The following is a 19205-nucleotide window of genomic DNA, read 5'->3' on the forward strand; positions in this document are numbered from 1 at the left end:
GTGAAGAAAGCAGGGGAAGCAGGGGAAGCAGGGGAAGCAGGGGGAGAATATTAACTCCTGACTCCTGACTCCTGACTCCTGACTCCTGACTCCTATTCCCATTTCTGAAAGAAAATATTACAAAGTATTAAGAGCAGTAATAAATGCTCAACATAATGCCGGAGAATATTTTGCGGAAGGATAATTAAGTTTTTCAACTTATGTACTTTTGTTGAGTAAATGTGACTCACTTTGTACTAAGATGCAAAACAGTTATCAATCAAATCAAAGTCTTACCAGTTTCAAAACTGGTGTCATTAGTTTTGGAGGAATCCATTAATGAGTATCGTCACGAAGTCCATCGTGAATGCTGATGCAGAAGCTCGCTACCTCAGCCCCGGTGAATTAGATAGAATCAAAGGTTTTGTTGCTGGTGGCGCACAACGTCTCCGCATCGCTCAAGTATTGACCGACAACCGCGAGCGCATCGTTAAGCAAGCTGGCGATCAACTGTTCCAAAAGCGTCCTGATGTTGTTTCTCCCGGTGGTAACGCTTACGGTAAAGAAATGACAGCTACCTGTCTTCGTGACTTAGACTACTACTTGCGTCTTGTAACCTACGGAATCGTTTCTGGCGATGTCACCCCCATCGAAGAAATCGGTATCGTTGGTGTACGTGAAATGTACAAGTCCTTGGGTACTCCCATTGACGCTGTTGCTGGTGGCGTTGCTGCTATGAAAGCTGTTGCTTCTACCTTGTTGTCTGCTGAAGACGCATCTGAAGCTGGCGCTTACTTCGACTACGTTGTTGGTGCAATGTCATAGGTTACAGCTAATTAACTGCTGAAACTGAAAACTGTTGCAATCAATCTGGAAATAAGGAAATAACAACAATGCAAGACGCAATTACCTCTGTAATTAATTCCTCTGACGTTCAAGGTAAATACCTTGATACCGCTGCTTTAGAAAAGCTCAAAGGTTACTTCGCTACTGGTGAACTGCGCGTTCGTGCAGCTACAACCATCAGTGCTAACGCTGCTGCGATCGTTAAAGAAGCTGTAGCTAAATCCTTGTTGTACTCTGATATCACCCGTCCCGGTGGTAATATGTACACCACTCGTCGTTACGCAGCTTGTATCCGTGACTTGGATTACTACTTGCGTTATTCTACCTACGCTATGTTGGCTGGAGATCCTTCCATCCTCGACGAGCGTGTATTAAACGGCTTGAAAGAAACCTACAACTCCTTGGGTGTACCCGTAGGCGCTACCGTTCAAGCTATCCAAGCTATGAAAGAAGTAACTGCAAGCTTGGTTGGTCCTGACGCTGGTAAAGAAATGGGCGTTTACTTTGACTATATCTCCTCTGGCTTGAGCTAGGAGTAAGTTTGCACTTACTGCACTTATAATTTAGGTGCGGCTTGATTAAGGTCTGGAAATCAACCATGAGTTCTAGGTCGTTCTATTGCTTACTAAACATGAGTATTAGCGGTCTAGTGTTGATGTTTGATTTCCAGGCTTTGAAATGTAAGGAGTCAGGAGTCAGGAGTCAGGAGTCAGAATAATATTTAATTTATTTATTTATTTATTTTGGCTTGGTAGATGGAGATTTGACAACTGACGGCTAAATCATTTAAATCCTTACAGATAAATTAAAGATTTGCACTCAAGATTTTTGAGATAAAAAAGTTTTTCCAAACAAACACGGAGTTTAGAAAAAAATGGCTCGTTTATTTAAAGTAACTGCTTGTGTTCCTAGCCTAAGTCGCACTCGCACCCAGCGCGAATTACAAAATACTTACTTTACTAAGTTAGTTCCTTATGAAAACTGGTTCCGTGAACAACAACGGATTCAAAAAATGGGCGGTAAGATTGTTAAAGTGGAATTAGCAACTGGTAAGCAAGGTACAAATACTGGTTTGGCTTAATTTCTATACATACATCAGAGATTATTTTGGTAGATTTTTCAGGGGTCAGTGATGGCCTCTTTTTTTATAGCTATCAGCTATCAGCTATGAAACTATACTGACAGCGGAAAGTTGGTTAAGATGCAATTTGCAATGTGTTAGGTTCAGGGATAGATTCACCTTCTGCTTCCCAAGCTTCTAGGTACATTTCAATTACTTCTTCTCCATTTTTAATTGCTTCTTCACGAGTTTTTCCGTGAGTACAAGGCATGATTACAAGATGACTAAATTCGGGAATTGTAACTAGGAAAAGTTGGTCTTCCTTTGACCATTGAATAATCATACTGTATTGACTCATTAATTTTGCTCCTCTCCTAATTCTTCCAGTTCAGTTAATAACTTTGTTAATTGCTTTTCTAAGTAAAGTGGAACATCATCTCCATCTTTACCTGGAATTGTTAATGTTTTCCTCAGTAAAGGATGTTTCCATCTTTCATGACTGCCTTTCCCACGCTTTGGTAGATACACAAACCCTTTACGTGCAATCTCGGCTTTTAGCTCCCGAATTTTTCTGGGCATTTATTCTAGATATTTATTTAGGGGTTGCTGAGAAAGTCTTTCCGTGAGGGCATAGGAGTCAGGAGTCAGGAGTCAGGAGGAGATTTGAAAATTTCTTTGCCATCTCTTGAAATCCCAAAAAATGCACACTTTTTCCGGTATACCCTTCAAAACCCTTGCACTAATTTCTGTGTTTATCAGCCTCTAACCTTTGATATATCAAGGTTTTAGGTTTATTCAGCAAACCCTATTTATTCTTGGTCTTAACTTTAATAAGCTAACATCATTTCGGCAATATCTACTTCAGAAAATCCCATTAATTTTCCCACTTGTTTAATGTACATTTTTTCCGTTATGTGAAAATCTCCATCACGCTTGGCAAGTGCGATCAAATCAATTAATAACCCTAAAGCATCATCGGGATATTTAGCTATTAATGAATAATCTATTTCTGTTCTCTGGGCAGATAATGAATTTTTGATTTCCTTAATTTCTTCCACTGTTAAATTAGCATTGGTAATAATTGTCTTGAGATATTCTTTTTCTTCAGGTTCAATACTACCATCAACTTTCATTAAATTAATCAGGGTTTTAATCTTTAATAATTCTAGTCTTTCTCCTGTTATATTATTTACTTCTAGGTCAGATGCAGGAAGAAGATGATCAGTATATTCAATGCTAGATTCACTTAATGATTGAGTCTCATCTAATATCTCAATTTCTTTTTCAAATATTTGAATAGCCTTATTACCTACCTGTTTAGTTGAATAGGCAGACCATAAACCCATAGCAGTAGAACCAACTCCAGGCAACCATTTACTAACAATTGATTTCCCTGCACTCTTGACTACATTTCCTGTCAATTGATGAACTATACGTTTAAATATGGACGGGGTTAATTTTTTAGTGATAATTTTACTAGCTTCGATAACAATAACTCTATTTGCTCCCGTACCCAATGAAGAAATCAAGACACCTGCTAATAGTTCTTTGTTTAAATATTGCTGTTTATCATAAGCTACACCTACATCATAAATCATGGCAATTTGATTTCGCATTACTGTGACAATTTCTGGAGCAACTGCTAACATTCCCAAGGGACCTGGTACTAAATTAGCTGCTGCTGATATCCCTCCATTAGATTTTGCATAGCCATTGACAATTAAATTAACTGATTCTATGGAAGGTTTTTGATGTTGATAAGGATTTTTAGCAAAATAATTACTTCTATCTTGTGCAACCATATCAAAAGAAGTGATTATTTTTTCACCAATTTGGTTTTGTAGTTTTTGAATAACGTTATTACTTGTATCTTGTTGGTTGATCATAATAACATAAACTCTCATTCAATTTTGAATCAAGCTGATTACAGATATAATAGATATATTGGATACAACCTTTTCCCGCTTGTATCTTAAATATTTATTTATCCAGTATAATTTTGCAGTATAATTTTACTAAGTGTCAATATCTAATAGTAGCAAATTTACAAAAGTTTAGGTATTAGATCAAGTATCCATGATGAGCTATACCTGCACTCATGATAGACTAAAGTAAAACAAGCTAAAAATTATCTCAACTATGTTAACTGCTACTAATATTGGTACATTAATAACTTGTTCTCCCGATGTAGGTAATGGTCATCCCATAATTGCAGGGACTAGAACCTCTGTAAGTCGGGTAGTTGTGCTTTATAAACAAGGTGCAAATGCTGAAGAAATTACCCGTCGGATCAGTCACCTCAACCTTGCCCAAGTTTATGCAGCTTTAGCTTACTACCACGCTAACCGTGATCAGATAGAAAATGAGTTAGCACAAGCAGAGGCAGAATACTGGACTTTAGCAGAGTTACACAGCCAGAAAGATAAAAAAGCAGATGAATAAGATCCGGCTTTATATTGACGAAGACTCTATGGATGAAGATTTTGTTCAAGCTTTGCGTTCCCGCAATGTAGATGTATTAACGGTTGCAGATGTGGGAATGTTGTACAAATCTGATCCAGAACAGCTAACTTGGGCTAGGGAAAACAACCGAGTTATATTTAGGGTTTGCTGAATAAATGTGAAAATATTACAAGTAAAGGGTCTTAGCCTGCTGGAAGTTAAAAAAGTGCAAGACTTTACGAGGTGGGAACTCAAAAACCTTGCATTTAATTTGTACACAAAGGAAAAATCGCTCCCATCAAACTCTTGAAACTGTTAAGAGTTCCCTGTCTCCACGACAAGACTTTTTCAGCAAACCCTAATTAGGGGTTGCTGTTATAGTCAATTATCCATTCTATTGTGAGCGATCGCCGATACAATCAAAACTCCCATTCAATCACACCAAGAATGGCAGCAGCAATTTCTAACATTGTAACGTTAGACACATTACCCAATTTGCGAATGAATCTTTGTAAATCTACACCCCTCTGTTGAGTTCAATCCTGCGTAAGTCCTAATTATTTTAGACTAAATGAAACCTTAAAACCTACAATAGCTTATGTTGCTATTCCTGTAACTTGTGAATTTACGCCAATTCATCCCTATTTTTGATAATTCCGTTGCCAGTTGGGCTTTGGAAGCGCGTTTATTGCGCTGGTTAACCTTTCTGTGGCTGTTTGTTGGTTTAGTTGTACTTTTTTCTGCATCCTATCCCGTAGCTGATGTACGTCAGGATGATGGAATGTATTATTTTAAGCGTCAAATAATTTGGGTATTAGTTTCACTAATACTATTTAACGTTATTGTGAATCTGCCTTTACGGAAAATTTTGGCGGTGTCTCATTGGTTTTTATTCCTGTTTTTGTTGTTAATTTTCGTCACTCTTATTCCCGGAGTGGGAAAAAAAGCATTTGACGCAGCACGATGGATAGCGATCGGTCCTATTCCCCTGCAACCATCAGAATTGATTAAACCGTTTTTAGTATTGCAAAGTGCGAAGCTGTTTGGCCATTGGGAAAGATTAACGTGGGAAATTCGTTTTTCCTGGTTAGGTGTGTTCTGTCTGGTGCTATTGGGTATTTTAGCTCAACCAAACCTCAGTACAACTGCACTTTGTGGCATCACAGTTTGGTTAATTGCCCTAGCTGGTGGAATACCATACAAATACTTAGGAGGAACAGCTATTGGTGGATTTTTATTAGCCCTATTAAGTATTACTATCAAAGAATATCAACGCCGGAGGGTGATGTCTTTCATCAACCCTTGGGCTGATCCTACCGGAGATGGTTATCAGTTGGTACAAAGTTTATTAGCAGTAGGTACAGGGAAAACTTGGGGTGTGGGTTTTGGACTTTCTCAACAAAAGCTTTTTTATCTCCCTATTCAAGATACTGATTTTATCTTTGCCATCTTTGCTGAAGAATTTGGTTTTGTGGGTAGTATGCTATTTTTGTTACTTTTAGCTGTCTTCGCTACCTTAGGATTAATTGTAGCCATGAAAGCAAAAAGTTCTATCCATCGGCTGGTGGCAATAGGTATTACTGTGGTGATGATTGGACAATCATTATTACATATTGGTGTGGCTACGGGGGCGATACCAACAACGGGTTTACCATTGCCAATGTTTAGTTATGGTGGTAATTCTATGATTGCTAGTTTGGTGGCTTCTGGATTATTAATTCGTGTTGCTAGAGAAAGCAGTGAAGCTGAGGTTTTGTCTTTACCAATTAATACACCAGAAACTAAACGTAGAAAAAGAATTTAGATTTTTCTTGGTGGGTAATTCCCACCAGATTATTAATATATAGGGTTTGCTGAAAAAGTTATCTGTGAGGGGTAGGAGTATGGCTAACGCCACGCTTACTTCGACAGGCTCAGTACAAGTCGCTATCAAGGAGTCAGGAGTTCAAGGAGTATGGCTACGCCACGCTTACTTCGACAGGCTCAGTACCAGTCGCTATCAAGGAGTTTTTTTGATTTGGAAATTGTGCAAACACTAACAAAGTGCAAGCTTTCTTAGGTTCACATTGCCTAAAGCCTGGTACAATTTTAATTTTCATCATCCTCAATCCCTTAATTTATCCAGGTTTTACATTTATTCAGCATCCCCTATATAGTGATCCGATTTGATTCATGAATTTTTCGTGGAGACAGGGAACAGGGAACTGGGAACTGGGAACTGGGAACTGGGAACTGGGAACAGGAAAGAAGGCTGTCAGTATTTATGGTGAGCGAAGCCGAACCATGTACTGAGTTCTGTTCAAAAACCAAATAGGAGTCCTATAGCAATCCCAAACCATTGATAATAAATTGGGCAAACATACATAACTTTTCTATATAAAAATTTATAAGCAGTTTAAGCATTTACGCCATAACAGTTTCATCATTAGGCAAAGATATTATAACATTTACCAAGCTAGTGAGGTACAGAGTTTTTTGGCGTTAGAGAACTCTTAACAGGCAACAGTAAATAAATTAGGGTCTACTTCATGAGATTGAGAAAAGCTATATGAAAAGATATATTAATTTTTTTCAGTAAAACCATTAGAAAAGTTAAATTTTGGTTAACAATGAAAAAAATGTACCGATGTGCGGTATTTAAAAATAAGGATAATAAAAAGTTGTGCATCACACATTTTCGCACCTTGGTAGAACTCAAGATAATACAATGCAAACAATTCCCAGGCTGAATAACTTAGCATCTACTGAAATACCCAAGCTAGATAATTGTAGTACCCAAAACCTACTTAACTATTTTGAAAATTCTTGGGAACTAGAAGCAACCCTACTCAAAAGCATAACTAGCACAGATACATTTTACCGCAGTCCTGATCCTTTAAGAAACAAATTAATCTTTTATCTGGGACATTCCGCAGTTTTTTACATCAATAAATTAATACGGGTTGGTTTATTAGAAAAGCGCATTCATCCTCAATTTGAAATTTTGTTTGAAATTGGTGTTGATCCAGAAACACCAGATGAACTAGAAGCAGCAACAAAAGATATAGTTTGGCCTGATATAGATCAAGTTTGGCAATATCGAGAAAAAGCCAAAACCGCAATTACAAACATTATCAAAAATACCCCTTTAAATCTGCCCATTGATCAACAACATCCTTTATGGGCTTTATTAATGGCAATTGAACACAGTCGCATCCATTTTGAAACTTCATCCATGTTACTGCGTCAATTACCTGTTGATCAATTAAAACGCCCCCAAGGTTGGAATTATGCGCCGACAAATGGGAAAATTCCTGAAAATAAAATGATCGAAATTCCCGGTGGCGTGGTAAAATTAGGTAAAAAAGCAAATGATTTAACTTTCGCTTGGGACAGTGAATATGGTAGTTTAGAAATTGGAGTTGAACCGTTTTTAGCCAGTCAAAATTTAATCACCAATGGCGAATTTTTAGAATTTGTGAAAGCTGGTGGTTATGATAATTTAGAATATTGGATGCCAGAATCTAGGGATTGGAAGAAACTCTATAATGTGCAACATCCAAAATTTTGGATACCTGATTATATAGCCAACAATAATGGTAAATACCGCTATCGTACCACATTTGATGAAATAGATTTACCATTAGATTGGCCTGTGGAAGTCAATTATTATGAAGCAATGGCTTACTGTCAATGGAAAGGTGGTAATACTCGGTTAATGACAGAAGCAGAATGGAATCAAGTTTTACAATTTTCTGACGGTGAGGGTTTAGAAAGTGACTATAATCTCAATTTAAAATATGTTTCACCTTCTCCTGTAGGGATGTTTTCCAAAAATAAGAAATCAGGAATTTCTGATCTACGTGGTAACGTTTGGGAATGGTCATCTAGTACATTTTACCCCTTACCAGGATTTCAAACCCATTATCTTTATGAAGATCAATCTGCACCATTCTTTGATAATAGACATCAAATGATGTTAGGTGGTTCTTGGGCAACTAATGGTACTATGGCTTTACCATGTTATCGAAATTGGTTTCGTCCTTTTTTCTATCAGCACGTTGGTTTTAGAATTGCTGAAAGTTTGAATTAGTTGACAGGTGACAGGTGACAGTTTTAAATTTCTGAAAACCAAAATTGTAAACAGTTAATTTACAGGATATTTACCATGATTGCAAAAACATTGAACCCACAAATTTTAACAGTTTTAGATCATCATTATCAAGAGTTAGCTATTGATGGCAAAGATGTGATTGAGGGATTAAGTAAAAAGCATAAAACTTTATCACCAAAATACTTTTATGATGATCGTGGTTCTTTGTTGTTTGAAGAAATTTGTGATTTACCTGAATATTATCCTACTCGTACAGAAGCAGCTATTTTACAACAATATGCTGATGAAATTGCGGCAATTACAAATTGTTGTGAGTTGATAGAGTTAGGAAGTGGGAGTTCTACAAAAACTCAACTTTTATTAGATGCTTATCAAAAAATAGCTGATAATTGTCGTTATCTTCCTATTGATGTCAGTGGGGGTATTCTCAAAACCAGCGTTTTACAGTTACAAGAGAAATACCCTGATATTGCAATTCACGGTTTATTAGGAACTTATGATCAAGCTTTGGTGCATTTAGAAAGCAATTATTTACAGTCACGGATGTTGTTTTTTCTGGGAAGTTCTTTAGGGAATTTTAACCCAGAAGAATGCGATGGTTTTTTAAATCAAATTTCCAAAACCTTACAAACTGGTGACTACTTTTTACTCGGAATTGATTTACAAAAACCCAAGGATATTTTAGAAGCAGCTTATAACGATAGTCAAGATGTGACTGCTGCTTTTAATTTGAATATGCTTTCTCATTTAAATTGGCGTTTTCAAGGTGATTTTGATATTAGTTTGTTTAAACATCAGGCAATTTATAATGAGGTAGAAAATCAAATTGAAATGTATTTACATTGTCAAAAAAGCCATTGGGTAACTTTGGAAGCATTAGATTTAAAAGTGTTTTTTGAGGGGGGAGAAAGTATATTAACAGAAATTTCCCGCAAGTTTGATTTAACAAAGATGTCACAACAACTAGAAAGCAAAGGATTAAAAACTATCAAAACTTGGACAGATGAAAAAGGATGGTTTGGATTGATTCTTTGTCAGGTTGAATAAGGCTGATATCAGCACTCAGAAATCAAGAATACAAATATATAGATGTATCTGTAATTTTTGTAAAGTTTTGAGTGTTGAGAATTTATCTATGTTATAAAATTAACCGACTCAAATATTTATCCAAGATTTAACTTAGCCAAAAGAGGTACAGATGGAAGCTGTATTGAACGCATTAAAAAGTATTGACTACTCTAATATTCCCATAGGGAAAATAGCTGCTGTTATTGTCATACTGACGATTACACAAACATTAAGACGATTTGTGTTAGCGGTTATAATTAAAACCATTGAAAAGTTCACAAGCAAAACAGAAACTACCCTTGATGATGAATTAATTGCGATTATTAAGCCAGCTTTAAACTGGCTAATTCTCATTGGTGGATTTTGGTTGATTAAGGAAATTCTTTCCGAGGAATTAGGTTCTAAATTAACGGATACTATTGGTAAGAGTCTGAACCTAATAGTTATTTTTATTGTTGGCTATGTTGTTTATCGTGCTTCGTCAATTTTAGGTCAATTAATTGCTAATGTTGTCCTGCAAACCGAGACTGAACTTGATGAATTACTCAGACCTTTGATGCCGAAAATTTTTCAATCGGCGGCAATTATCGTATTAGTAATTAAAATCAGTGAAATATTTTTAGGACAATCTGCGGCGGCTTTAGTTGGATTACTTGGTGGTGCTGGTATCACCTTAGGTTTACTGTTCAAAGATATTGTTTATGATTGGTTTTGTACAGTGATTATTTACTCTGATAATCTGTATCGTGAAGGTGACTGGGTAGGAATATCAGGGGTAGATGGTTTTGTACAAATACTGGAGATTGGATTTAGAACTACAACACTGCATATAGTTAAATGGGGTTCTATCATGAAAATGCCCAATTCTCGCATGATTTCTGGAATTGTAGAAAATTGGTCACAAAATCCAGGGGAAGAATTAAAGTGGGGATTGAATTTAATTCTCAGAATTGATGGTATTTCTGCAAAACAAACTGCAAGAATTTGTGATGCTATTCAACAAATGCCAACAGCTATTCCTGGTTTGTCTCCTAAGTGTACAGTGCGTTTCAAAAACATTGAAAAAAATGCCCGTGTAATTGAGTTGATGGCATTTGTAAATGATGATAACCTCTATTTTGATGCTGAGAAAAACTTAAATTTAGCCATTTTGGAGCTTTTAGAACAAGAGGGTATTGATTCTTTGTATGTAGAGTTGAGAACAGAACCAGAAAAATACAAACCGATGCAAAATAGCAACAATTGAAAAAAATATTTATGGATATACCCGAATTTTTCAAAAAATTTGGGTATTTGGACATCATGAATAGAATAATAATAAAATTACCTGATCATGAACATATTAATTACTTTAGCTGAAGTTTGCATTTTAATAATTGTTTTTATAATATGCAGATGGCTTGTAGGTAAGCTATTTAAGCTATTGGTTAGATTATCAATATTGAAGGGCGACGATATAAAAATCAAAATTCTGCGCCGCAATATTACTGGTTTATTGTTACTTATTTGCATATTGTTGTGCGTTTTCATTGTTGGTTTTAATGGTTTTATGACCTATCAAGGTGAGGACTTAGAACAATATAAAATAGCACTGATTCGCCGTATTCCATCAGGATTTTGGCTGGCATTAGGAATTGGTATTACTCAAAGTATTAGTGTTATAATTGCTGCGGCGATCGCTCTAAAAGTTATTAAATATTGGTTAAAAATAGCTAGTAATCGCGCTAAGAACTTAGACCAAAGTACCGCCGATGATGAAAGTATAGATGCTTTTTTTACCTCCCTCAATCAAAGGATTAGAGGTGGAATTTGGTTATGGGTAATTATTGCTTGTACCCAATTTCTTAAATTACCAGATGTAGTTTCCGAATATCTATATATTGGACTCCGAATCTATCTGATTATTGCTGTCGGATTACTCATTCTCAAAGCAGTGGCCGCAATTGTTGATACTCTAGATGTTCTGAGTGTCAGATATTCCAGTCCTGATAACCTGCTGAGATTTTATGATCGTCTCCAACACCTGATTCCCTTTTTGAAGCGGTGTTTGGAATTTGTGATTTACGTCTGTACAGTCACATTAGTTATTCAGCAAGTTCAGTTAATAGCTAAACTGGCTACCTTTGGTCTCAAAATTATCCAAATCATCGCTATCATCTTCTTCAGTCGTGTGATGTTTGAGGTGGTTTACTTACTATTAGAAGAGGTGCTGTTAAAAAATCAGAATTTGACTGAAACCCAAAGAAGTAGACGTTTAACTTTGATTCCTTTGTTTCGGAGTTTGTTGCAATATTTTATCTACTTTAGTGTTGCGGTTTCTATCCTCTATATTCTGGATATTAATCCTACTCCTATCTTAGCTGGTGCGGGAATTGTAGGTATAGCTGTGGGATTAGGCGCACAGACATTAATTAATGATATAGTTTGTGGCTTTTTTATTCTTTTTGAAAATTACTATTTAGTTGGTGACTATATTGAAGCTGGGAAAGCTGAAGAAAAAGCAGTAGAGGGTACTGTGGAAGCGATTGAACTGAGAACCACCCGTATTAGACATCCTAATGGTCAATTACATATTATTCGTAATGGGGATATTGGCTCAATTACTAATTATTCTAAACAGTATATATTTGCGGTTGTGGAAGTGAATGTACCTTGTGATGCTAATTTATCACATATATATGAAGTAATTGGGGAAATAGGACAACAATTAAAAGCCAGTGATCTAGATGTACTTGAACCAACTTTTGTAGAAGGTGTAGAAAGTTTGAGTGAATCTCACTTGTTATTGCGAACCTTAACTAAGGTAAAACCAGGAAAGCATTTGCATATTCAGCGTGTTCTTCGTAAACTTTATATGGATAATTTTCAAAACCAAGGTATTTTACTGCCGGCGACTATTCCCAAGAGTGAAGATTAATGTTTTATGTTATGTACATATCAAATCAAAACATCATCTTTAATCAATTTAGGTAAGTTAGGCAGTTAGTTAAGTTTTGTTTTTGTGAGTCTTCCCTAGTATGAAATAATGATAGGCTACAGAAACTTCATAAAAATATAAAGTTCACTGTTGCGAAACTCGGTTATCAATAATTGAAACTAGCAAGGATTAACAGAGGATGATTATGAAATCAAAAAAACACAGCATCGGATTAGTAGAAGTTCCCGCTTTGGGATTATATGACGAAGAAGGACATAATTGGACAGCATTATATAGACGCAATACCTTATTAAGTAAACAGGTATTAATGGCAGATTTACAAGCTGGTGGTTTTGATGCTCAACTTGTGAATTTGAAAGCTGGTGATTGCAAAGAACCCTTTGGAGAAGTAACTTGGAAAGGGATGAACTTGACCAAAGCCTATGTAGGTCAGAGAATTTATGATATAGATCCAGAAGCTTATGATGCTTGGGGAATAACTGTTAATTATACCCAAGAGCGCCAAGTAACTTGCATGGCGATCGCCCATTTTGCCAGTAAAGGAAAACCAGTAGTTGTAGGTGGTTCAGATGCGATCGCCGAACCTCGTCATTATTTAGATGCAGGTGCAACAGCTATAGTAATTGATAAATCTGGAGCAGCTAACTGGCCGATTTTTGACTATGTACTCGGTAAAACTCCCAGAGAAAAACTCACAGGAGTAATATTAGCCGATGGTACTTATCATCCCACACGCCCACAAGCCATGAGTCCCGATGAATGGGCATTACCATCGGTAGAAGTAGCCAGACAATGTTTAGGACAAGAATATTCAGAAGAACCCTTTGTAGAAGACTTAGTACCCATAGGTTCGGTATATCCTGACATTGGGTGCGATCGCAAATGTGACTTTTGCCAAACACCAACCTACACATCAGGTTATCGGCGAATGTTACCCCAAACTACCATCAATTGGATTGCTAGACAAAAAGAAGCCGGCGCAAAATGCACAGTCATGGGTTCAGATCAATTTCTCGGCCGGGTATTATTTCCAGGGGGAAAAGAAGAAATTATCGAAATTACCACAGCAGCGCGAGAAATGGGAATGCCACTTTTATGGCCTAACGGTTTAGAACTCAGAAAAGCCACATTAGGAAGAGGACGCAACTACGAAAACACAGACCTCACACCCGACGAAGAACTAATAGAAGCACTGTGGGGATGGGATGGCAAAGTTGGCGGATTTTTAGGTTATATACCCGCAGAACGTCCCGTTTTCGGTACAGGATCTTACAAAAAACTCCTCCCTTGGCAACAACATTGTGAAATGATGCAAGCTATTGTCAGAGTAGGTCTTCCCGTCATCGTTTATGGTTTAATTATTGGTCTTCCCGACGACAACCACGACAGTTTACTTCGTCTGGAAGAAGCAGTTTCAGAACTCCATCAACAACTCAGAGAAATTAACCCAGACTTAGAATTTCAAGTAGCTTCCTATGCTATTTCTCCCATACCTGGAACACCCCAAGGAGAAACCATTCGTCAATCAGGACTACTACGTTTTGATGATCCATCTATAGTTGGTGGTTTATGGACTCCCAGTTGTGACACACACCATCTCAGCTATGAAGATATATCCGAATGGCAATTTAGACTAGCTCAAATCGGTAAAGCTGAATCTAAAATCATCAACTATCATGGAGGACTCACAAAAATAGCTGCTGGTGTAAATTAGTTTGTCACGTGCGTCGGATATCAAAAATAAACTTATTTGCTTTGCAAAATTTATGCAATCTGACGCACCCTACTAATTAACTCTATTTCTCTCTGCGCCTCTGCGTCTCTGCGTGAATAAAAATTATCCCATTAGTTCAGGAAATAAATCATGATCAGACCACAACCTATACCACCAAAACCAGGACAAGAATCAGTTTGGGACTATCCCCGTCCTGCTATTTTACAAGATACCGACAAACATCTCAAAGTAATTTGCAATGGTATTGTTTTAGCAGAAACCACCAGAGGAAAAAGAGTCTTAGAAACCAGTCATCCTCCTACATATTACTTCCCTCCAGAAGACATCAAACTAGAATATCTAATTGAAACACCAAAGAAAAATCTCTGTGAATGGAAAGGTGCATATCAGTATTATGATATCAAGATTGGTGATAAGTATATCAATTTTGCATCTTGGCGATATTTTAACCCCACACCAGATTTTCTACCCATTCAAGAATATTATGGTTTTATCGCAGCTTTAATGGATGCTTGTTATGTAAATGATGAGCTAGTAAAACCCCAATCTGGTGATTTTTATGGAGGATGGATAACTGCGGATATTGTTGGACCATTTAAAGGTGGTCCAGGTACTTGGGGATGGTAAATAAGTTTTCGTAGGTTGGGTTAAGCGATAACGCAACCCAACAAAAGCATATCAATGTTGGGTTTCCTAACGTCAACCCAACCTACTTTTCTGAATAAAAACTTAAATCATGAAAATATCAGTTATTAAAATTGACAGTTTCAAAATTCACGAACATCATCTAGAAATTATCTACAGTGCAGATAAATTTCAATTTTCCACCAAGATTTTCTATCATGATGTTTCCTTTTCTGGTTTAATACAAAAATATTCTCAACCCTTCATCCAGAAAATTGTCGCTCACATTGCCTTATTTGAAGGCATGAAATTTTGTTCTTTATTTCCTGCATATTATGATATTTCTGTCATTGCGGAATATCTTGAACCTGCGGTTTTAGATTTGTTTGTCAAAATCTATCAAGGTGTATTTGGACAACATTGGTATGAAAATAATATCACCGACTATCAACAACCAGAAATTATCACTTCCCAAAAATTAGGAATCAGTCAACCTGGGGAAATTTTAGGAAATAATCAAACTATTCTCGCTGGTTGTGGTGGTGGTAAAGATAGCATTTTAGCTATGAAAATGTTAGAAGAAGCAGATATTCCTTTTGCTTCCATGCAGTATTCCCATAGTTTTTATGGAAAAGCTGATTTTCAGCATCATTTAATTTCCCAAGTTTTAGAATGTGTTCAACCAACCTCTAAACATCGAATATCTATTTTTGATAATTTCACAGAATTTCCATTTCTGAAATTATATTTTCCTGAAAATTCGGGTATTACTGCACCAGAAACACCAGTTTCTATTTTTGAATCTTTGATTTTAATGTTAGATAAGGGATATAATTATTTATGTTTAGCCCATGAGAAAAGTGCAAATACTGGTAATTTATTTTGGGATGAAATCGGAAAAGAAGTAAATCATCAATGGGGTAAAGGTTTAGCAGCAGAACAGATTTTAGATCAATTTATTCAAAAACACCTATTAACCAACTTCAAATATTTCAGTATTTTACAACCAATTTACGATTATCGCATTTTTCAAAACTTTAGTAAATACCCTGAATTTATCCCAAAAATACATTCTTGTAATATCCAAAAACCTTGGTGTAAGAAATGTCCTAAATGTGCTTATGTTTGGTTAGGTTTAATGGCATTTTCCCAAGCAAGTATAGTTAATGAAGTTTTTAAAAACAATTTATTTGATGATGTAGATTTACTTCCTACTTTCCGAGAAATGGTAGGTTTGGGTGAACATACACCATTTGAATGTATCGGAGAAATTGAAGAAAGTAGGTTGTTGATGAAAAGATGTGTAGAAAGAGGTTTAACAGGTAAAGCTTTAGATATGTTTACTGAAGAAATTTTAGCAGATAGTAGAATTAATTGGCAGGAAATAGAACAGAAATATAATTCTGTTTATAGCACAGAACACGCTATTCCTGATTGGATATTTGAGAAAATCAAGGAACAGTTGTAATTGACGATATTGGACTATGCTAATTCTTTTTTGTTGATATAATAAAATTGCGAGTTCAGTTTTAAGCATATAACTATAAGGGATGATTTCAGTCATGAACAAATCACAGCTTAATCTGATATTGCAAGAAGTTAAACGAGCTTTGCAAAATCTTTATCAAGATCAATTATCAGCGATAATACTATATGGTTCTCAAGCGAGAGAAGAAGCTAAAGAATTTTCTGATATTGATATTTTGATAGTTCTCAAATCAGAAATTAACCCCTATCACGAAATTGATAGAACCAGTCAGATAATATCTGAAATTTGCCTAAATCATGATGTGGTTATTTCCCGTCATTTTATATCTTCTGCAAAATTTGAAAAGGAAAATACTCCCTTTAATTATAATGTCAAAAAAGAGGGTATTTTTCTATGAAGAATGTATTAATATTCACTAGCAGTTGTTAAAATATGATTGTAGAGTTTGGGACTAATTCTAAATCCTGCTATATTTATTAAATCATCCACTATGGGTTTAATATTGTTAATTAATCCCCTGTGTTTAACGATTAAGAGAACTCCTAAAATTCCTGTGACTTTTAATCCTAAACGAGAAGCTACAACTCTACCCTTATAGTCATCTATAATTATTCTATCAGCTTTTATTTCCATCGCTAATGCTATTGCCTCAGCTTCACCAGGATCAATTTCTGTTTTTAATTCTGCAACTAATGTAGAATTGCTCACGGGTTGAACTTGAATCCATGCTAGGGTTTTAACTTCCTTTGTTCCTGGAACTTCATAACTTAAATTTGACATTTCGTCATAAACAGCTTGAGGGATAATAATAGTATCATAGATTTTTTCCAATATATCTATTCTCTGAATAGCTGCTAGGTTGGTAATAGGTGAAGTATTGCTGACAACAATCATAATTCACCTAATTCTTTCAATGTTCTGATATCATCCTCAAAATCTTCAACACCATAATTAATGCAAATTCCCCGACTTGCCATTTCTTTTTGAAATTGAATTAAGTGCATTCCTGCTAAATGGCGAGCTTGACCTATGCTAATTCTTTTTTGTTGATATAATAAAATTGCTAGTTCAACTTTAATATCATCCGTTGAGATTTGAGCAGATTCAAGAATTTCATCAGGTATAGTAATATTCATACTCTGCTATCTTGTTTCAAATACTTACTGATAATGCACAAGTGTTGAATCCTGCAATAAAACTTTACAATCTTTTCGTTTTACCCAGGTAAAATCCATTGTCTATTGAGAATAGAGTCATTAATTGCTCAAATTTGGTATCACCAATACCAATGCACAACTTGGACAAAATCCTCAAAATCTTAACATTCAACACTTCTGCTGATAATGGTAACACAAAATTCATATTATTTCTCATATTTTTTTAGATTTTTTTAGATTTTAACCACTCCTTTACCACCTCTTCCACAGGTTGAGATTGATTATCAACTTGATAATTCATCTGCTGTATTTCTGCTGTAGAAATTTTACCCGCTAATTTATTAATAGTTTCTACTAACTCTGGATATTTTTCAAGAATTTCTTGATTGAAAACAGGTACTGCTTCATAAGGTGGAAAGTATTTTTTATCATCTGCTAACATCACTAAATTTAAAACTTGAATTAACCCATCTGTAGAATTTGTAGCTATGAAATCAACTTGTTTTTCTTTTAATGCTTGATACATCACCCCTAATTCCATTTGTTTAATATTAGCAAACTTTAAACCATAAGTTTTTGAGAAACCAGGATAACCGTCAGCACGTTCTAAAAATTCATAACCAAAACCTGCTTGCATTTGCGGAGTATATTTTGCAATTTCTGAAAGGGTTTTAACTTGCCATTTTTTTGCATCTTCAGCACGAATAAGCATCGCATAGGTATTTTCAAAACCTAAAGGTTGCATGACGGTTAAATTATATTTTTCTTGATATGCTTTTTTAGTTCTTTCATAAACAACTTGCGGATCTGTAATGGTTTTTTCTTTTAAAACTGCTGCAAATGCAGTACCTGTATATTCTACATAACCCGCTATTTTTCCAGCTTTTACTGCTTCATGGGCAATAAATGTACCACCTAAGTTAAACTTTCTGTCTACTTTTAAATTAGTATTGTTTTCTATTGTTTGTGCTAATATTTCACCTAAAATTACTTGTTCAGTAAAGTTTTTTGAACCAATAGTGATTGTGGCTGATGTTTGCTGAGAGTTAAATACAAATAATCCAGATATAATAAAGGCAATTATTCCTAAAATAACTGCCATTTTTGGTTTATTTCCTGTTGGTTTATTAAGGGTTTTTTCTAAAAAACCTAATCCAAAATCTGCACCTAAAGCAATTAAAGCTGCGGGTATTGCACCTGCTAAAATCAATTCATTATTAACTGTAGAAATACCCCTAAAAATAAAGATTCCCAAACCACCACCACCAATAGCAGCAGCAATAGTGGCAATTCCTACAGATATAACAGTAGCAACTCTTACACCTGCTAAGATAACTCCTAAAGCTAAAGGAATTTCTACTTGAAATAATAATTCTCTATCTGTCATTCCCATACCTATACCCGCTTCTTTAATGGCGGGATCAATGCCATTAATACCAATATAAGTATTACGAATTATGGGTAATAAGGCGTAAAGAGTTAAGGCAACAATAGCCGGATTTTTACCTATTCCCCCCAAAAAGGGAACAGAAATTAAAAAACCAAATATGGCTAAACTGGGAATAGTTTGGATAGCGTTTGCTAAACCCAAAATCGGAGGTGCAAGTTTTGGTTTACGGGTGATAAAAATACCCAAAGGAATACCAATAGAAATGGCCACTATCATGGCTATAGCTACTAATATTAAATGTTCGCCACTGCGGAGGATAATTTCTGAAGCATATTTAAATAAAAACATGATTTTTGATTGTTATATATTTTTAATTGATGTATC

Annotated in this window: 20 protein-coding genes; 14 read left to right on the forward strand and 6 right to left on the reverse strand. The window is 35.6% G+C overall.

Annotated elements, in window-relative coordinates; all coding sequences use genetic code 11:
- The first annotated feature begins 318 nt into the window (after nucleotides 1-318).
- The 3 genes from apcA to H5968_RS13395 all read left to right on the forward strand — a co-directional run bounded on the left by apcA (nucleotide 319) and on the right by H5968_RS13395 (nucleotide 1906).
- Entirely contained in the window at nucleotides 319-804 is a 486-nt protein-coding gene (gene apcA, locus H5968_RS13385; RefSeq protein ID WP_187040349.1) for an allophycocyanin subunit alpha, read from the forward strand.
- Nucleotides 805-872: 68 nt separating this feature from the next.
- Nucleotides 873-1358 carry an allophycocyanin subunit beta gene (gene apcB, locus H5968_RS13390; RefSeq protein ID WP_015213876.1) on the forward strand — a complete coding sequence of 162 codons (486 nt, stop codon included), beginning with the start codon at nucleotides 873-875 and terminating at the stop codon, nucleotides 1356-1358.
- Between the two features lie 341 nt (nucleotides 1359-1699).
- Nucleotides 1700-1906, forward strand: coding sequence for a phycobilisome linker polypeptide (locus tag H5968_RS13395; protein ID WP_187040350.1), 207 nt, complete (start codon nucleotides 1700-1702; stop codon nucleotides 1904-1906).
- Between the two features lie 115 nt (nucleotides 1907-2021).
- Here H5968_RS13395 and H5968_RS13400 read toward each other — a convergent pair whose 3' ends face one another.
- From H5968_RS13400 to H5968_RS13410, 3 genes are all read right to left on the reverse strand, one after another.
- Nucleotides 2022-2243, reverse strand: a complete 222-nt coding sequence (locus H5968_RS13400; RefSeq protein ID WP_187040351.1) for a type II toxin-antitoxin system HicB family antitoxin — start codon at nucleotides 2241-2243, stop codon at nucleotides 2022-2024.
- Entirely contained in the window at nucleotides 2243-2464 is a 222-nt protein-coding gene (locus H5968_RS13405; RefSeq protein ID WP_187040352.1) for a type II toxin-antitoxin system HicA family toxin, read from the reverse strand. The genes H5968_RS13400 and H5968_RS13405 overlap by 1 nt, the downstream gene beginning before the upstream one ends.
- Nucleotides 2465-2712: 248 nt before the next feature.
- On the reverse strand, nucleotides 2713-3771 hold the full coding sequence (locus H5968_RS13410; RefSeq protein ID WP_187040353.1) for a TerB family tellurite resistance protein: 1059 nt from the start codon (nucleotides 3769-3771) through the stop codon (nucleotides 2713-2715).
- Nucleotides 3772-4024: 253 nt separating this feature from the next.
- Here H5968_RS13410 and H5968_RS13415 point away from each other — a divergent pair, with 253 nt between their 5' ends.
- The 11 genes from H5968_RS13415 to H5968_RS13465 all read left to right on the forward strand — a co-directional run bounded on the left by H5968_RS13415 (nucleotide 4025) and on the right by H5968_RS13465 (nucleotide 16671).
- The gene (locus tag H5968_RS13415) at nucleotides 4025-4327 is read left to right on the forward strand and encodes a DUF433 domain-containing protein (protein WP_187040354.1); all 303 of its coding nucleotides are present in this window, start codon (nucleotides 4025-4027) and stop codon (nucleotides 4325-4327) included.
- A complete protein-coding gene (locus H5968_RS13420) occupies nucleotides 4320-4499 on the forward strand; it encodes a DUF5615 family PIN-like protein (protein ID WP_255427125.1) in 180 nt (59 codons plus the stop codon). Before H5968_RS13415 ends, H5968_RS13420 begins: the two co-directional genes overlap by 8 nt.
- A 447-nt stretch (nucleotides 4500-4946) precedes the next feature.
- On the forward strand, nucleotides 4947-6131 hold the full coding sequence (locus H5968_RS13425) for an FtsW/RodA/SpoVE family cell cycle protein (protein WP_187040355.1): 1185 nt from the start codon (nucleotides 4947-4949) through the stop codon (nucleotides 6129-6131).
- 903 nt (nucleotides 6132-7034) lie between these two features.
- Nucleotides 7035-8399, forward strand: a complete 1365-nt coding sequence (gene ovoA, locus H5968_RS13430; RefSeq protein WP_187040356.1) for a 5-histidylcysteine sulfoxide synthase — start codon at nucleotides 7035-7037, stop codon at nucleotides 8397-8399.
- Nucleotides 8400-8474: 75 nt separating this feature from the next.
- Nucleotides 8475-9467, forward strand: coding sequence for an L-histidine N(alpha)-methyltransferase (gene egtD, locus H5968_RS13435; RefSeq protein ID WP_187040357.1), 993 nt, complete (start codon nucleotides 8475-8477; stop codon nucleotides 9465-9467).
- 151 nt (nucleotides 9468-9618) lie between these two features.
- A complete protein-coding gene (locus H5968_RS13440; RefSeq protein WP_187040358.1) occupies nucleotides 9619-10734 on the forward strand; it encodes a mechanosensitive ion channel family protein in 1116 nt (371 codons plus the stop codon).
- Nucleotides 10735-10821: 87 nt separating this feature from the next.
- Entirely contained in the window at nucleotides 10822-12405 is a 1584-nt protein-coding gene (locus tag H5968_RS13445) for a mechanosensitive ion channel family protein (RefSeq protein ID WP_187040359.1), read from the forward strand.
- A 205-nt stretch (nucleotides 12406-12610) separates the two neighbouring features.
- Complete coding sequence (locus H5968_RS13450) at nucleotides 12611-14140, forward strand: radical SAM protein (RefSeq protein WP_187040360.1); 1530 nt, start codon at nucleotides 12611-12613, stop codon at nucleotides 14138-14140.
- A gap of 150 nt (nucleotides 14141-14290) precedes the next feature.
- Nucleotides 14291-14788 carry a DUF427 domain-containing protein gene (locus tag H5968_RS13455; RefSeq protein WP_222620670.1) on the forward strand — a complete coding sequence of 166 codons (498 nt, stop codon included), beginning with the start codon at nucleotides 14291-14293 and terminating at the stop codon, nucleotides 14786-14788.
- 109 nt (nucleotides 14789-14897) lie between these two features.
- Nucleotides 14898-16253, forward strand: a complete 1356-nt coding sequence (locus H5968_RS13460; protein ID WP_187040361.1) for a hypothetical protein — start codon at nucleotides 14898-14900, stop codon at nucleotides 16251-16253.
- Between the two features lie 94 nt (nucleotides 16254-16347).
- Nucleotides 16348-16671 (forward strand): nucleotidyltransferase domain-containing protein, encoded by a 324-nt coding sequence (locus H5968_RS13465; protein WP_137666766.1) that lies wholly within the window; start codon nucleotides 16348-16350, stop codon nucleotides 16669-16671.
- 8 nt (nucleotides 16672-16679) lie between these two features.
- On the opposite strand, the gene H5968_RS13470 is transcribed toward H5968_RS13465, so the two are convergent.
- The 3 genes from H5968_RS13470 to H5968_RS13480 all read right to left on the reverse strand — a co-directional run bounded on the left by H5968_RS13470 (nucleotide 16680) and on the right by H5968_RS13480 (nucleotide 19169).
- Entirely contained in the window at nucleotides 16680-17168 is a 489-nt protein-coding gene (locus H5968_RS13470) for a DUF3368 domain-containing protein (protein WP_187040362.1), read from the reverse strand.
- A complete protein-coding gene (locus H5968_RS13475) occupies nucleotides 17165-17410 on the reverse strand; it encodes a UPF0175 family protein (protein ID WP_137666765.1) in 246 nt (81 codons plus the stop codon). Before H5968_RS13475 ends, H5968_RS13470 begins: the two co-directional genes overlap by 4 nt.
- A gap of 244 nt (nucleotides 17411-17654) precedes the next feature.
- Nucleotides 17655-19169 (reverse strand): glycine betaine ABC transporter substrate-binding protein, encoded by a 1515-nt coding sequence (locus tag H5968_RS13480; RefSeq protein ID WP_187040363.1) that lies wholly within the window; start codon nucleotides 19167-19169, stop codon nucleotides 17655-17657.
- Between the last annotated feature and the right edge of the window lie 36 nt (nucleotides 19170-19205).

Origin of the sequence: Sphaerospermopsis sp. LEGE 00249, from assembly GCF_014299995.1 — a bacterium.
Classification (GTDB): domain Bacteria; phylum Cyanobacteriota; class Cyanobacteriia; order Cyanobacteriales; family Nostocaceae; genus Sphaerospermopsis; species Sphaerospermopsis kisseleviana.